The organism is Aquimarina litoralis (assembly GCF_019295435.1).
Taxonomy (GTDB): Bacteria; Bacteroidota; Bacteroidia; order Flavobacteriales; family Flavobacteriaceae; genus Aquimarina; species Aquimarina litoralis_A.
The window spans coordinates 56,989-74,093 of sequence record NZ_WEKL01000019.1 but is presented as its reverse complement, the minus strand read 5'-3'; the positions used below and the strand labels follow the sequence as shown (position 1 = coordinate 74,093).

Below are 17,105 nucleotides of genomic sequence, written 5' to 3'. Positions count from 1 at the left end.
ATAATATGAACTCTTGCAATTAGAAGATTTGATAGTTTTGATTTGTTAAGCTTAAATCTTTAAAGTCATGGTTGTTAAATTACCCCTAACTATACTTCGAATTTATCTGTTTTTGTTTTTTTCTATAAGTTTTTTACAAGCGCAAGATGTAGTAACTTTATTAACAGCAGATGGTCCAGGAGATACTTATCAATTAATAGAAAACACCTTCGGAGGTACTCCATATGAAGTCCCAGATTGTGATCATAATCCTCCAGTAGCACATATTAATGAGGTGTTTGATAATGACTTAAATAAGGATGTATTCAAGTTCGATATACATAGAGATATAGATACCGATCGATGTCGTATCAATATTGATAGACAAAGAAACGAGATTAAGACTTATGATCCTTCTCCAAATAAATTAAAGGCGGTAAAAGAAGAGTTGGTTGTTTATAATTGGAAATTTAAATTAGATAGCGATTTTCTACCAACTAATCGATTTACACATATTTTTCAAATAAAGGCTAAAGGAGGTAATGATGATTCTAACCCAGTTCTTACGATTTCTCCATTTAAGTCAAGTTCTTCTTCGGCAGTTCGTAAGCTGAGAGTACGATATAGTCAAGGTGATCATCCTCCATCAGGACCGGAGTATGTTACGGTAAGAGAGATAGATTTGGCACCCTTTTTAGGCAATTGGGTGGAGGCTACATGCGAAGTGTATGTAAATGAAGATAGCACTACAATTCCTTCTGATGAGAAACCAGGATCAATAAAATTGGTAATAAAAGATGTTTTTACAGGAAATGAACTATTAAATTATGAGGATCTGGATATAGATATGTTAAGAGAGGGGAGTGCTGTGTTTTTGAGACCAAAATGGGGAATATATAGAAGTTTGGAATCTTCAATGCCACTAAGAGACGAAACAGTATATTTTGCTGATTTTTCAATCACAGAAAAAGATCAATTACTATTAAGTACTGATGAATTTGACGAAAATGCTTTTGGGTTTTATCCAAATCCCGTTTCAAATAAGATATATTTTCAAAACGTACAATCAAAAGTTCGTTTTGAATTGTACAATCTCCAAGGTAAATTAATAATTACTGCTACTGCAAACGAAATTGATGTACATAATTTGAATGCTGGAATTTATATTCTTAAAACGACAAATGGCAATAGGAATGGTATATATAAGGTTCTAAAACAATAGTCTCAACTAATATGTTTGCGGTAAACAACAATATAAACTTCTGGCTATTATTAATTTTTACATTCGGTAAGATTTCAAGTCAAGATACTTACTCCCTAACAGATTTAGCAAATAATAAAGGGCCTTTTATTCCCAACTATAGCTATGCAGGATATCATTTTGGAGAACAAAGTATTGAAATTCCTAAAAGTGTTGTGGTATTGAACGCTTTAGATTTTGGAGTAATCCCAAATGATGAAAAAGATGATTCTAAAGCATTGCAAAAAGTCTTCGAGATTGCGCATGAAAAGCAAGATCCTGTTCTTATTCAATTACCTCCTGGAAGGATTATCTTAAGTGATATATTTTATTTTGAAAGAAGTAATATCATACTTAATGGTAGTGGAATTGGAGATCAAGGGACAGAAGTATTTTGTCCAAGACCTTTGATGTATATAAAAGATCCAGAAGATTTAAAGGAGTTAAGAGAGTATTTAATTCGTCTTAGTAAAGTTCAAAGAGAAAAAGAAAATAATATCTCAATCCCTTTCTCTCAATATTCCTGGTCTGGAGGTGTTTTTTGGACAAGAGTTCCTGGAACTAGAGTAAAATCTTATTTACAAAAATATGATGTAGCACCAAAAGTTTTAGGCACTATTGCTACCGCATATCGAGGAGAAACTTCTTTTAAAGTACTGCAAAACCAGAGATTGAAAGTTGGTGATGTTGTTGAAATACAATGGTTTAATAAACAAGGTAAAAAAGGGAAGTTAATTAAGGAGTTGTATGGAGATCAAAATTTGAAGATAGGAGCTCATCATTGGAATTATCCTGATTTACCATTGGTACGTCAACAGGTTAAAATTGTAAAAATTACTAATGATTCTATTGTGATAAAATCTCCACTATTATTAAATATTATTTCGGAATACGAAGTAAGAATTGTAGAATGGAAGCATTTAGAGGAAGTAGGAATTCAAAACTTTAAAATTACATTTCCTTTTTCTAACTATATAGCACATCATGTAGAACAAGGATATAATGGTATTTATTTAACTCGTGTTTTTAATAGTTGGGTTAAAAATGTGGTCGTTGAAAATGCAGATAGCGGTATACTAACCGAGGCAATCGCTAATGTTACAATAGAAGATATCGTTACAAAAGGCGAGAAAAAAGCTCATTATACAGTACAAATGGGAGGAGTTCATAATGTCTTAGTGAAAAATCTATCGGTATATAATGATAGTTTACATCCATTAAGTTTTGATACGTTCTCTACAAAAAGTGTGTATAGCAATTGTGAGATATTTAAAAACCCAATTTTAGACCAACATTCTGGAGTGAACCATCAAAATCTTTTTGACAATATAAAGGTGCATTTGGATGTTTTGAATGATAATTCATATCCTCTTTTTGCTGGAGGAGGAGCTAGTTATTGGAAACCATCTCATGGATCTTATAATACTTTTTGGAATATTGAAATAAATATTTTGAATAATTCTAAAGAGGAAAATGTTATAAAACTTAATGGTATGAATGATGGACCCAATGCAAGAGTAATTGGTGTTTGGGGAAATAATAAAATAGTAATCAATTATGATCCAGTTTCTTATGTAAAATGTGTGAATAAAAGAATGGAGAAAATTCCATCGCTATACCAATACCAACTTGCTAAAAGACAACATATGTAAAGTCATTAGGAAGTTTGTGAAACTGATTTTAGGTGTTAATTTATTAACATTTTTTTAATATTTTAGAAAGGTAGACGTTATTAGTTGAAAAAATTAGGGGAATTGATGAAATATATATACTGTGCGTTATTGTTGTTTTTTACATCAACTGTTTCTACTGCACAAGATGATTTTTATAATAAGTTTTTACATCTTTTTACTTCAGATGGTTTATCGCAAAGTTCTGTAATAGCTATACATCAGGATCGTCTGGAACAAATGTGGATCGGAACTAGAGATGGGCTCAATAAATATGATGGTAACAATTTTACCGTTTACAGAAATATACCTAATGATTCTACCTCTATTAGTAATAATGATATTCTATCCATTCAGGAAGATCAGGAAGGTTTTATTTGGATAGGTACATACAATGGACTCAATCGGTACGATCCTAAACAAAATGTTTTCAAGTCATATTTCCATTCCAGTAAAGAAGGAAGCTTATCTGATAACACTATTTGGACAATGAAGATGTTAGATAATGGTGAGCTATGGTTTGGTTCTTCTAATGGATTAATGGTTTATAATAGAGGTTCTGATTCATTTACGATTATTAAGAATGATGCAGCAGATACTTCTAGTCTTTCTAATAATTATATTTTGAGTATTTATCAGGATAAGAAAAAGGATATTTGGATTGGAACCGCTAATGGACTTAATAAATTAAAAACAAGAAACAAAGAAACGTTTGTTTTTGAAAGATTTTATAGTAGCAATAAATCAAATACACTTAGTGATTCCTACATTCAGGCAATAGTAGAAGACGACCAGAATAGATTATGGATTGGAACAAAATACGGAGGATTAAATTTTTATAATTCTCAAACCAATTCCTTTAAGCAAATTAGAAGAACTAGGAAAAATCAGTTAATTAATAAAGATGTAAGGAGCCTGTCAATAGATAATCGAGGAGTATTATGGATCGCAACATATGATGGACTTTGTATAAAAAATAATGATGATTCAGTTATTAAAATAAAACACCAACAAAACAATCTTAAAAGTCTTAGCAGAAATTCGGTCAAAACTATTTTTATCGATAAAAAAGGATCTACCTGGTTAGGTACATATTATGGCGGAATTAATATTTGGGATGAATCTAATTCTAATTTTATATCACTACAAAAGAATAATAATGATATCGAGTATGGTGTGGTAAGTAGTATTATACAGGATAAAAATAACAATATCTATTTTGGAACTGAAGGAAAAGGAATTAGCATATTAAATCCTAAAAGAAATGCATCTTTCGATATTCAAACAATTTCAAAAAATAAACTTCCAAGTTTGAATATAAAATCCCTTTATCTAAATGAAGAAATACTTTGGATTGGAACGTACAATGCTGGAATTGCATTATTCGACACTAATTCTAAGGAGTTTATAACAAACCGATTAAGTAAAGATTTACAAACACTTCTGCAAGAGGTAGGGGTATATGCTATTGAGAGATCCGATAATTTTATGTACTTCGGTACTTTTGGAAAAGGACTAATTCAATATGATCTAGATACGAAACAATTTAGATTTATTGCACATAGTGATATCGATAAAAAATCCCTTTCAAATGATATAATTCGAATTATGCTAGTAGATAGTAATTCGAATTTATGGATAGGTACTCAGAATGGGTTGAATTATATTGAAAATTCAAAATTAGAAGATGAAAAGGTTGTTGTAAAACGTTATTTCTTTAATGAAGAGCAACTTTCTGGAGATGATATTTTATGTATTTACGAAGATTCAAAAGGAGTTATTTATATAGGAACCAAAGCCAATGGAGTCTATAAGTTTGAAAATGAAACATTTCAAAGAGTAGAACTGAATGTTGTAGGAACTAAAATTAGTACTGTATTTAGCATCGTTGAATATGAAGAAAATTCAATTTGGATAAGTTCTAACAAAGGTATTATTGCATATAATCCTAAAAAGGAAACCTCTATATTATATAATCAAACCGACGGACTCATTAGTAATGAGTTTAACAATAATTCTTGTCTGAAAGCCAAAAATGGAGATCTCTATTTTGGAGGACCTTCGGGAGTATCTTTTTTAAATCCGAAAAGAATAAAAAAGAATACTTTTATTCCGCAAGTAGTTCTTACCGATTTTAATGTTCAAGGTAAAAATATCGACACTTACGGGAAGGGTGCTGTACTAAAACAAAGTATTTCCTATACAGATAAGTTATCATTAGCCCACGATCAGGCTTCTTTCGGAATTGGTTTTGCTATTCCCAATTTTATCAACCCTTCAAATAATCACTATGCCTATAGATTGGTTGGATTAGATGATCAATGGCAGTATACAAAGAATACTGAAATAAATTATACCATACAAAAAGCAGGAAAGTATACGTTTGAAGTTAAAGGAGCTAATAATGATAATATTTGGAATGAAACTCCTACACAACTTCAAATCCTAGTTAAGCCAGCACCTTGGAAAAGTCCAATTGCATTTGCAGGATATGCATTGATGATTGCTCTAGCGTTGTTTGGATTAAATCATATTAATAAAGCACGAACAAAATTAAAACATGAACTAGATTTAGAACACCTAGAAAATATAAGGAAAGAGGAAATGAATCGCTCTAAACTAGAATTTTTCACAAATATTTCTCATGAATTCAGAACACCTTTGGCATTAATAATAGCACCCTTACAACAATTGATAGAAAACTATCAAGGAAGTAATAAAATGTATAAGCGTTTATTGGTTATTGAGCGCAATGCAGATCAATTATTAAAATTAATAAACCAACTTTTAGATTTTAGAAAATTTGAAAATAAACACTCTAAGTTACAAGTTGCAGAAGGTAATTTGGTAAAATACCTAAAGGAAATTTATTTGTCGTTCAATGAATTTGCAAAGGCAGGATCTTATACCTACACTTTTGAAGCTTCTTCCGATAAAATCAATGTGTATTTTGATCGATACAAATTAGAGAGAGTGTTTTATAATTTAATTTCGAATGCATTCAAATATACACCTGAAGGAGGTGAAATTAATGTAAACATTTTTGAGAAAGATAATCAGGTAGTTATTGAAATTAAGGATAATGGGAAGGGTATTGAAAAAGAATTTGTAGATAAAGTATTTGATCGTTTCTACGAAGTAGCGGGTGATAAAGATTATCAAAAACAATTTAATCAGGCAAGTGGTATTGGCTTGTCAATTGCAAAAAAAGCTATAGATCTTCATAAAGGAACTATAGAAGTTGTGGATACCAATGTAGAAAAAGGTACTGTTTTTAGGGTTAGCTTATTAATAGGTAAATCGCATCTTGAAGAAGCTGATATCATTAAAGATTTTAAGATTAGCGATGATATTTCACAATATGAGAATCAAATTTCTATAGCAAAAGAAAATAAGGAGTTGGATATGGAAATGGTTTTTGAGGATGATGAAAAACCATTGATTCTTATTGCAGAAGATAATGATGAGCTAAGAAATTTTATTGGCGATATGCTTAAAGATTATTATCAGGTGATTAAAGCAGAAGATGGACAAATTGCCTTTAAAAAAGCATTACAGAAGATGCCGGATTTGATTATCAGTGATGTAATTATGCCTAAAATGGAAGGTACCGAATTATGTGCAAAAATAAAAAGCGATATTCGAACTAGCCATATTCCATTTATTCTCCTTACTTCCAGAACATCATTGATATATAAGTTCGACGGATTAGAGTCTGGTGCAGATGCTTATATCAATAAACCTTTTAACGTAAAAGAGTTTTTGCTCACTATACGAAACCTTCTCTCTTCTATAGAAAAACAAAAAGAAAAATTTTCTTCAAATGATTTTAAATCGTCTGATTTAACTGTTACTTCCGTAGATGAAGAATTATTGAAGAAAGCTGTAAGAATTGTAGAAGAAAATATTAGTAATACCTCTTTTGATATTCCATATTTTAGTTCAGAACTTGGAGTAAGTAGAACTATGTTGTTTTCGAAGATTAAAGGATGGACAAATTTAACACCAAATGAGTTCATCCATTCTATTCGTATGAAAAGAGCTTCTCAATTATTGGAACTTGGACAGATAAATATCTCAGAAGTTTGTTATAAAGTTGGTTTTAGAAACCCCAAATATTTCACAAAATGCTTTAAAAAACACTTCAATCAAACCCCTTCAGAATACGCATCAAAATTTTATTCCTAAAAATGTGCTGTTTTAACTGTAACTATCGCGTTTACAGGCTCATTTTCAGTATTTAGTACAGAAATATACCCTTTTTAGGACTTTTAGATATAGTGTTTTGACTAGGTTTGAGTATGAATAGAAAACAAAACAGATATATTTTTTTGCAGCTCTTCTTTTCGTTGTGCATCATCTTTTTTTGTCTTCTGATTATATACCTCTACTAAAACACACACACTAACATAAATCAATACTCATGAATGAAAAGTATACATATTTAAAATTATTGAAAAAATGTATCCCCATACTTCTTCTAATTTTTGGAACTAGTTTAACTGCCCAAATCGAAATTACAGGTACTGTTATATCAGAAGATGGAGTGCCAATACCAGGTGCCAATATTAGTGTACAAAATGAAGCGATTGGTACTACAACTGATTTTGATGGGCGTTATACAATAAAAGTTCCTGATGAAAATTCGGTATTGATATTTTCTTATGTAGGATATACAGATCAGAAAATAACCGTAGGTTCTCAAAGAAAAATTGATGTTACATTATCAGCTTCTGTAGAATCCTTAGAACAAATAGTGGTTGTAGGATATGGATCCAGAAGAAAGAAGGATCTAACGGGATCAGTAGTGTCTGTAGATGCCGAAGACATAACTGCATATCCTTCTGCAACAGCTCAACAAACATTACAAGGAAGAGCTGCGGGAGTGGCRGTGCAATCAGCTAATGGTGGAGAACCAGGAGCAGATATTAGAATAAGAGTTCGTGGTGCTACTTCAATAAATGCTAGTAGTGATGCCATTTTTGTAGTAGATGGCTTTGTGGGAGCAGCATTACCAGCACCAGAAGATATTGCTTCTATACAAGTATTAAAAGATGCATCTGCAACTGCAATCTATGGATCTAGAGGAGCTAATGGAGTTGTAATTGTAACTACTAAAAAAGGTAAAAAAGGAAGAATGCGAATTGATTTTAATACATCATATTCGACGCAGACAGTTTCCAACACATTAGACCTGTTAAACGCAGATCAATTTGGAGATTATATTCAGGAAATTAATCCTGGCTATGTAAGAGGAACAGCAGATACAGATTGGCAAGATGTAATATTTAAAACTGGACAAATAGCAAATCATCAAGTTTCCTTATCTGGTGGTGCAGAAAATGTGGATTATTATCTTTCGGGAACATTCTTTGATCAAGATGGAGCTGTGCTAGGTTCTGGACTAGAACGTTTTTCGTTTACCAGTAATATCAATATTAACTTTTCTGATCGGTTAAAAGTTGGAATGAACGCACTAGGAAGAAGATCTACTCGTGAAGGAGCAAGAACACAAGAGTCTACTGGAGGAACAGGAAGTGCAGGAGCAGTTTCAGCAGCGTTTAGATTTAGTCCTGATCAAGGAATTCGGGATGCAAACGGAGATTTTACCCTTCCAAGTGTTGGAGATGATATCGATAATCCATTTGCTACAACTACACAGATATTTAACGAAACTGTAAATGATCTTTATCAAACAAATGTATATGCTGACTTAAAATTATATGAAGGTTTGTCTTTTAAATCTACCCTAGGATATAATGTGAGAAACAATAGAGAAGGTATATTTTTCCCAACGACAACAGTAAGAGGAGCTGGTGTGGATGGAGAAGGAAGTATACAAACGGTTAAACAAACCAATATTCTTTCAGAGAATTATTTTACCTATAAAAAGGATTTTAGCTTTGCTAAATTTTCAGGAACCGTAGGATATTCTTACCAAAAAGAAAGATCGGAGAGAGTTACTACTTCTGGTTCTGGATTTTTAGATKATGCCTTTAGCTTTTGGAATTTAGATGGTGCTTCAAACTTGTTATTTATCGAATCAAGACTACTAGAGTCAGAGTTAGCCTCCTATTATGGGAGAATCAATTTCGATATACTGGATAAATATTTGATTACATTTAATGCAAGACAAGATGGGTCTTCTACCTTTAGTGCAAATAATAAATGGGGCTTCTTTCCATCTGGAGCAATTGCCTGGAATATGGGAGATGAGAGCTTTCTGGAAAATTCAAAACTAATATCCCAGTGGAAATGGAGAGTTAGTTATGGACTTACTGGAAACAGAGCTATACAACCATTTGGTACCTTGGCAACCTACGAAGATATTATTTCTATTCAAGGAGGAGAACTTGTAAATGCAGTAGCTTTAGCAAGATTGGCTAATGATAATCTTAAATGGGAAACTACCAAGCAGTTTAATGTAGGTGTAAATATTGGATTGTTTAACAATAGAATTAACTTAACTGCAGACTACTACGATATGGTTACCGAGGATTTGTTACTGGATAGACCTTTACCAGAGACCTCCGGATTAAGTAATCCGGTACAACTTCAAAATGTAGGGAGTTTAGAAAATAAAGGATTTGAAATTGAATTATCTACCAGAAACTTAGTAGGAGAATTCACATGGAATACTAATATTAACTTTTCCAGAAACAGAAATAAGGTTTTAGAATTACCTGACGGAGAAGATATTCGTGATATTGGTAATTCTAGTCCAGGACATTTGTTGCTACCAGATGTTCCGATCTTAAGAGAGGGTGAACCTGTTGGAGTATATTTTGGATATGTATATGATGGAGTATATCAAAATGGAGATACCTTTCTGCCAGGAGCAATTTTTGAACAACAAGCTGGAGGAGAAAGATATAGAGATCTTAATGGAGATGGTGAATTGAATAGCGACGATCAAACTATAATAGGTAACCCACATCCAGATTTTACATTTGGAATTAATAATACGTTTACTTATAAAGGTTTTGATCTAAATGTGTTTTTTCAAGGAGCTGTTGGTGGAGATATGTTTAACTTCACATTATTAGAATTAAATACACTTACAGGTTCTAGCAATGCTACTACTGAAGCATTAAATAGATGGACATTAACAAATCCAAATACAAATGTGCCAAGTGCAGCACCAAGAACCAGAATTATTTCTTCAAGATGGGTATATGATGGTTCATATGCACGATTAAAAAATATGACACTAGGGTATACATTTAATAACCAGCTTTTAGACAAACTAAAAATGTCTAAACTAAGAATTTATATAAGTGGTCAAAACTTGCTAACATTTACTGATTACCCTGGATTAGATCCTGAAGTTCTATATAGATCTGATAGTAATAGTAGAAGTAATATAAATCTTGGATTGGATTATGGAAGTTACCCAAATGTTAGATCATACACATTAGGGCTTAATGTTTCTTTTTAAAAAAGAAAAAATAAAATTATAACAAACTTAAAATCTGACAAATGAAAAGGATAATTTTTATACTAATTGTAGCAACTACATGGATGGGTTGCACAGATTTGGAAGAAGAACCCATTGGAATATTAGCTCCAGAAACTTTCTTTAATACTACAGATGATGTGCAAGCTGCTGTAGACGGTGCTTATGGACATATTGCCTCAGAACAGTTTTGGGGTAGAAAATTTACTCTTAGTTTGCTTTTACGAGGAGATATGGTAACGATCGGTGATCCTACAACCTCTTCTAGAAGGATCGAAGTGGATGAATTTCGGATGAATGGTGATAATGGAATGGTAACTAGTTTTTGGCCAAGAAGCTATGCTATTATTGGGTCTACTAATTATGCTATAGAAGGAGCAGCGTCAGTGGAAGGAAGTGAAGAAGAAATTAATGCTGTAGTGGCACAAGCATATTTTGTAAGAGCCTTTACGTACTATCATTTGGTTCGTATTTTTGGTGAAGTACCTTATATTGATTTTGCGGTACGAGAAGCTGAAACCTTGTCTAGTATTGAAAAAACTTCAGTCGAAGACATTTATCAAGAAATTATTGAAGATTTAGAATTCGCCAAAACTTGGTTGCCAGATCAACAACCTTTTCGCTCATTACCTTCAAAAGGAACTGCGGCCGCATATCTGGCGTCGGTTCATTTAACTTTAGGTAACTGGCAAAACGCTTATGACGAAGCTACTTTTGTGATTAATAATAGAAGTAGATTTGGGTACGCTTTAGAAGCTGATTTTCAGGATTTATTTGACGCTACTAAGGCAGATGGTTTAGTAGAACACATATTTTCAATTGATTTTAAGGGATTAGATGTAGTTAGTGGAGCTCCTGGAATTGATTTCTTACCTCCTGTTACAGGTATGAGAGGACCAGATATTGAAGGATGGAGTGTTGCTGTGCCAACGGTTGATGTTTTTGATTCCTTTGATGATAATGACTACCGAAAGGCTGTAAGTTTTGATACCCAAGCTGTTTTTGATGGAGTGACTGTTCCTTGGCAGGATTTTGGAACAGCTAATAGAGGAGTTTCCAGACCTCATATCGCTAAGTATTATCGTTTCCCAGGAACTGCAGGGAACAATAATAGAGATTCGGATCATAACTATGGAGCAATGAGATATGCAGAAGTTCTTTTAATTGCAGCAGAAGCCTCTAATGAACTTTCAGGACCTACAGGAGAAGCATATGATTATATCAATCAAATTAGAGCAAGAGCACGAAATGCTGCAGGAACAATGAGTAGTTTTCCAGAAGATCTAATGACTGGCTTGTCAAAAGATGCTTTAAGAGATGCTATTTTAGAGGAAAGAAGAATTGAATTAGCTTTCGAATTTAAAAGATGGTATGATATTAAAAGGTTAAACTTAGGGGTARAAGTTTTCGGACCTACATCTTTTGAACCCCAAACTAATTTTGATAGTACAAGAGATTATTTATTCCCATTACCAGATGATGAATTAGGAAGGAACCCAAATTTATTACCACAAAACCCGGGATACTAATCCTATAATATGCTATGACCAAAGAAAAAGAACTCATATCTCCCATGCTGTTAATACTTATAATGGTTTTCTTTACAGCTTGTAAAGATGCTTCTTCAGAAGATAAAGTCGAAGAAGAGATTGGTGAAGAAAACACAATTGTAAAATATTCAGATAGATTTTCTTATTTGTTAGAATACCCAATAGATTCTATTTCGTTTCCAAGAAGTGCAGATAGAGATGGAAAAATAAAAAAAGTCCCATCAAAAGATTGGACAAGTGGCTTTTTTCCTGGGAGTTTATGGCGAATTTATCAAATAACTGACGATGTTAGATACAGAGATAGAGCCAAAGAGTGGACAGTTTTTATTGAAAAAGAAAAATATAATGATAGAACCCATGATATGGGATTCAAAGTGTTTTGTAGTTTTGGAAATGGTTACAAAATACTAAATGATCCGAGATATAAAGATGTTATTATTGAAAGTGCAGAAACCTTGTCTACACGATACAATAGCACAGTAAAATCCATTCGATCTTGGGATTTTAATAAAGAACAGTGGCAGTTTCCAGTAATAATTGATAACATGATGAATTTGGAACTTCTTTTTGAAGCTTCCAAGTATTCTCAAGACCAGAAATATTACGATATAGCGGAACAGCATGCTAAGACTACCTTAAAGAATCATTTCAGAACAAATAATAGTAGTTATCATGTTGTAGATTATGATACTATAAGTAGTGGTATTAGATCTAAAGTAACCCATCAAGGTTTCGGAAACGAATCTTCTTGGGCTAGAGGTCAAGCTTGGGGACTTTACGGATATACAATGGCATATCGATATACTAATAATAATGAATTTCTAGAACAAGCTAAAAAAATAGCAACTTTTTTAATAGAGCATCATAGACTTCCGGAAGATGCAATACCTTATTGGGATTTTGATGCGCCTAAAATTCCTAACGAACCTAGAGATGTTTCTGCCGCTGCAGTGATTGCTTCTGGGATGATAGAATTATATGAACATACTAAAGATGAAAAGTACTTAGATTTTTCTGATAAAATTATCAATAGCCTATCCTCAGAAAAATATGTAATTCAAGAAGAAACTATAGTACCATTTATTCTTGATCATAGTACAGGAAATTGGCCAAAGAATGATGAGATTAATGGACCAATTAGTTATGCAGATTATTATTTTTTAGAAGCAATTTTAAGAAGAAAAACTCTTAAATAATGAAGAAAAACTCTAAGAATATCGTCGTTTTTTCTTCTCGCAGGTTTTTGAGCATGCTACTGTTTATGTATTTCAGTTTATTTTGCTCAGCTCAAGTATACAGGTCAAAAGAGAATATCAATACAGATTGGCAATATTTGGAACAAAATATTGAAAATGTTGGTCAGATTAGTCAACAAACAGATTGGGTATCCATAAACTTACCACATACTTGGAATAATTATGATACTATGGATCTTACACCAGGATATAGAAGGAGTGGTAGTTGGTATAAAAAGAACTTGCAAATAGAAGATGTTGGTCAAGGCATAGCATATGAACTATATTTTGAAGGAGCAAATATTACAACTCAGCTTTACATTAATAAACAACTGGTTGGAAAACATATAGGTGGTTATATTGGCTTTAATTTTGATATCTCAAAATATGTAAGAAAAGGTGCTAATGAAATATTAGTGAAAGTTGATAATAGCTATGATCCTGAAATTATACCTTCTCAAAAAAGTGACTTTTTTATTTACGGTGGAATTACAAGAGATGTTTGGTTAATTAAAAAACATAAAACCAATATTTCAAGTTTAAAAATAACAACTCCGAATGTATCTAAAGAAAATGCTTCTTTACAACTTAATATTGCAGTCGAAGATTTAGAAGAAAACAGAATATATAAAGCACAAGCCCAACTATTTGATCCAGAAGGAAAAAAAATACAAACAGTTTCGAAAGATATTACAAACAGTCAATTTAAAATAGATTTTAAAAACATTGTAAACCCATTGTTATGGGATATCGATACACCTCATTTATACCAAGTAAAAGTGGTGTTACAAGAATCAGGAAAACAAATCGATGTGCTATCAGATCGGTTTGGTTTTCGCTGGTTTGAATTCAAGCATAAAGGACCATTTTATCTTAATGGAAAAAGGGTGCTATTACGAGGAACACATCGACACGAGGAACACGCTGGTTATGGAGCTGCAATGCCTAATGAATTACATCGTAAGGATATTAAAGCTATCAAGGAAATGGGGGCTAACTTTATTAGGTTAGCCCATTATCCCCAAGATCCAGAAGTCTATAAAATGTGTGATGAAATCGGAATTTTAGTATGGGATGAATTACCTTGGTGTAGAGGAGGAATCGGTAATGAAAATTGGAAAGCCAATACCAAAAACATGCTAACAGAAATCATTAACCAAAATTATAATCACCCAAGTGTCATTATATGGTCATTAGGAAATGAAATTTATTGGTTACCTGATTTTGAAGATGGTGATAATGTGGAGAAAATGAATTCTTTCCTAAAAGAATTAAATGATTTATCTCATCAATTAGACCCTTCTCGGAAAACAGCGATTAGAAAATATTATGCAGGATCAGATATTGTAGATGTTTTTTCACCATCAATTTGGTCTGGTTGGTATTCGGGTAGTTATGTGACTTATGAAAAAGCTTTAACTAAATACATTAAAGAATATCCGCACTTTCTTCATGCGGAATATGGTGGATCCAGTCATTACGGAAGGCATACTGAAAATCCAATAGATGGTTTAGGAGAAATGGATAATGATGGTTGGACAGAAGCGATTACACAAACTGCAGTTACTAATATTGCCAAAATAGGAGATTGGAGTGAGAATTATATTGTAGACCTCTTCGATTGGCATTTAAAAACTTCTGAAACAACGCCATCCTTTGTAGGAAATGTACAATGGGCATTCAAAGACTTTGGAACTCCTTTACGACCAGAAAATGATATTCCCTATGTCAATYAGAAAGGAATTATGGATCGGGAAGGAAACCCTAAAGATGCTTATTATGTTTTTAAAAGTTACTGGGCCAAAGATCCGTTTGTATATATAGAATCACATTCTTGGACAGAGAGACAAGGTCCTAAAGATACATCAAGGACAGTTAATGTTTATAGTAATTGTGATACTGTAGAATTGTTTTTTGAAGGGAAGTCATGTGGAAAGAAAGAAAAAAACATAGCTATATTCCCTGCGTCTGGGCTTACTTGGGACGTTCTTTTTAGAGAAGGAGCTAATAAACTAAAAGCAATAGGTTATATAGATGGTAATAAAGTCACAGATAGTTTAAGTATTAATTATAGGCATAAGAAAAATGGAGTTGCTAATGCTTTGAGTCTTTCCTATGAAAAGATGGATAATGGAAACTATCTAGTGATGGCAACAGCCTTGGACAAAGAAGGTTTACGTTGTTTGGATTATGAAGAAAGGGTTTATTTCCAATGTCTTTCTGGTGGAGAAACTAAAAAATTCATGGGAACACCTATGGGTAGTGAATCTATAAAAATGTCAAATGGCAAAGCAGTAATTGAAGTTATACCGAATAAAGAAAAAGAAAAAATTGAAATGATGGTGTTAAACCAGAGTTTTAAAGGAACTTATTTAACCATACCATTATGATTAAATAGAGTTCTCACATTTTGTTAGTTTTTGAATTGTTTTTAGGGGAGTTGTCTTCAGGGATTTCTCCTCTAATACTTTTTAGAATGGAAAATACTCTTTAGCATTGGTATAGCATATATCGGAAACTATTTTACCTAACCATTTTTCATCTTTAGGAAGTATTCCATTTTTTACATCTTCACCAAGTAAATTGCAAAGGATACGCCTAAAGTAATCGTGTCTTGGAAAGGATAAAAAACTTCTAGAATCGGTTAGCATTCCCACAAAACAACTCAATAATCCTAAATTAGATAAGGTATTTAGGTGTTTTTCAATTCCATCTTTCTGATCTAAGAACCACCAGGCAGCACCATATTGAACTTTTCCTTTAACCGATCCATCGTTAAAWTTACCAACCATGCTAGCAAAAACTTCGTTTTGTGAAGGATTTAGGTTGTATAATATAGTTTTGGCAAGTTGATCTGTTTCGTCCAAAGAGTTCAAGAAATTACTCAGATTTCTAGCTTGTAAAAAATCACCTATAGAATCAAAACCAGTATCAGGCCCAAGTGTATTCAAAAGTCTTTTATTATTATTTCTGATGGCTCCTAAATGAAATTGCTGGACCCATCCTCTTTTGTGATAAGAAGTACCTAAAAAATACAATACTTGATACGTGAAATAGCCTGTTTCTTCTTTATCTAATGGTGTTTGGGATTGTAATTTCTTAAATATTTTATCAATGGAATAACTTCCTTTCGAGACAAAAGATAAATTTTCTAAACCATGATCTGCTAACCTGCAACCAATTTTATGAAAATAATCAATTCTATTTTCCAAGGCGGCTAATAAGTCGCTAAATGAATTGATCTGTATGCTTGATACCTGACTAAGCTGATCAAGATATTGTAAGTAGGAAATTGGATTATCTACAGCATACGACTTATCAGGTCGAAAAGTAGGTAACAATTTCATAGAATTCTTCTGAGAAGCATAAAGACTATGAAATTGTAAGTCATCTATAGGGTCATCTGTGGTGCACACAGTAGTAACCTTATTCATTTGTAACAACCCTTGTGTGGAATGATTTAAATCTTGTAGTTGTTCATTGGTCGATGTGTATATTTTTTCTGCAGTATTTGGAGATAAGATTTCTGTGATAGAAAAATGTTTCATTAATTCCATTTGCGACCAATGAAATAACGGGTTTCTTATTGTATAAGGTACCGTTTCTGCCCATTTTAAAAACTTATCTTTGTCATTTGATTTTCCGGTAATGAAATCTTCAGAAATTCCAAATGTTCGCATTGCACGCCATTTGTAATGATCACCTTCTAGCCAAGCTTCAGTGATAGTTTTAAAATTTCGGTTTTCGCAAATATCCTTTGGGGATAAATGATTATGATAATCGATTATAGGTAAATTCTTGACATAAGAATGATAAAGAATTTTTGAAAATTCATTTTGTAACAAAAAATCATCATGTATAAAAGGAGGCGTACCCATTCCGTTTGCAATTATTCTAAATATAGTCGCAATATAAATAGGAAAAGGTGTCTAATGATTTGTTTTAGGGTAGTGTATTGTTCAATATATTGTTTTT

General features: G+C 32.4%; 8 protein-coding genes. 7 read left to right on the top strand and 1 reads right to left on the bottom strand.

Annotated features, from left to right (window positions below; translation table 11 throughout):
* Positions 1-67: 67 nt before the first annotated feature.
* The 7 genes from GBO31_RS11895 to GBO31_RS11865 all read left to right on the top strand — a co-directional run bounded on the left by GBO31_RS11895 (position 68) and on the right by GBO31_RS11865 (position 15,520).
* On the top strand, positions 68-1,201 hold the full coding sequence (locus tag GBO31_RS11895) for a T9SS type A sorting domain-containing protein (RefSeq protein ID WP_219008566.1): 1,134 nt from the start codon (positions 68-70) through the stop codon (positions 1,199-1,201).
* Positions 1,202-1,212: 11 nt separating this feature from the next.
* Positions 1,213-2,871, top strand: a complete 1,659-nt coding sequence (locus tag GBO31_RS11890; RefSeq protein ID WP_219008565.1) for a hypothetical protein — start codon at positions 1,213-1,215, stop codon at positions 2,869-2,871.
* Positions 2,872-2,976: 105 nt separating this feature from the next.
* On the top strand, positions 2,977-7,077 hold the full coding sequence (locus GBO31_RS11885) for a hybrid sensor histidine kinase/response regulator (RefSeq protein ID WP_219008564.1): 4,101 nt from the start codon (positions 2,977-2,979) through the stop codon (positions 7,075-7,077).
* A gap of 235 nt (positions 7,078-7,312) precedes the next feature.
* Positions 7,313-10,327, top strand: coding sequence for a SusC/RagA family TonB-linked outer membrane protein (locus GBO31_RS11880; RefSeq protein ID WP_219008563.1), 3,015 nt, complete (start codon positions 7,313-7,315; stop codon positions 10,325-10,327).
* A gap of 41 nt (positions 10,328-10,368) precedes the next feature.
* Positions 10,369-11,874, top strand: a complete 1,506-nt coding sequence (locus tag GBO31_RS11875) for a RagB/SusD family nutrient uptake outer membrane protein (protein ID WP_219008562.1) — start codon at positions 10,369-10,371, stop codon at positions 11,872-11,874.
* Positions 11,875-11,888: 14 nt separating this feature from the next.
* Complete coding sequence (locus tag GBO31_RS11870) at positions 11,889-13,091, top strand: glycoside hydrolase family 88 protein (protein WP_246615850.1); 1,203 nt, start codon at positions 11,889-11,891, stop codon at positions 13,089-13,091.
* A complete protein-coding gene (locus tag GBO31_RS11865; RefSeq protein WP_219008561.1) occupies positions 13,091-15,520 on the top strand; it encodes a glycoside hydrolase family 2 protein in 2,430 nt (809 codons plus the stop codon). The genes GBO31_RS11870 and GBO31_RS11865 overlap by 1 nt, the downstream gene beginning before the upstream one ends.
* Positions 15,521-15,601: 81 nt before the next feature.
* Here the strand turns inward: GBO31_RS11865 and uxaC are convergent, their stop codons facing one another.
* Positions 15,602-17,008 (bottom strand): glucuronate isomerase, encoded by a 1,407-nt coding sequence (gene uxaC / locus GBO31_RS11860; RefSeq protein WP_219008560.1) that lies wholly within the window; start codon positions 17,006-17,008, stop codon positions 15,602-15,604.
* Positions 17,009-17,105: the final 97 nt, after the last annotated feature.

What these genes read in the sequence shown, in the direction of transcription:
- GBO31_RS11895 (WP_219008566.1), top strand. Translation starts at nt 68, where the DNA reads ATGGTTGTTAAATTACCCCTAACTATACTTCGAATTTATCTGTTTTTG.
- GBO31_RS11890 (WP_219008565.1), top strand. Translation starts at nt 1,213, where the DNA reads ATGTTTGCGGTAAACAACAATATAAACTTCTGGCTATTATTAATTTTT.
- GBO31_RS11885 (WP_219008564.1), top strand. Translation starts at nt 2,977, where the DNA reads ATGAAATATATATACTGTGCGTTATTGTTGTTTTTTACATCAACTGTT.
- GBO31_RS11870 (WP_246615850.1), top strand. Translation starts at nt 11,889, where the DNA reads ATGACCAAAGAAAAAGAACTCATATCTCCCATGCTGTTAATACTTATA.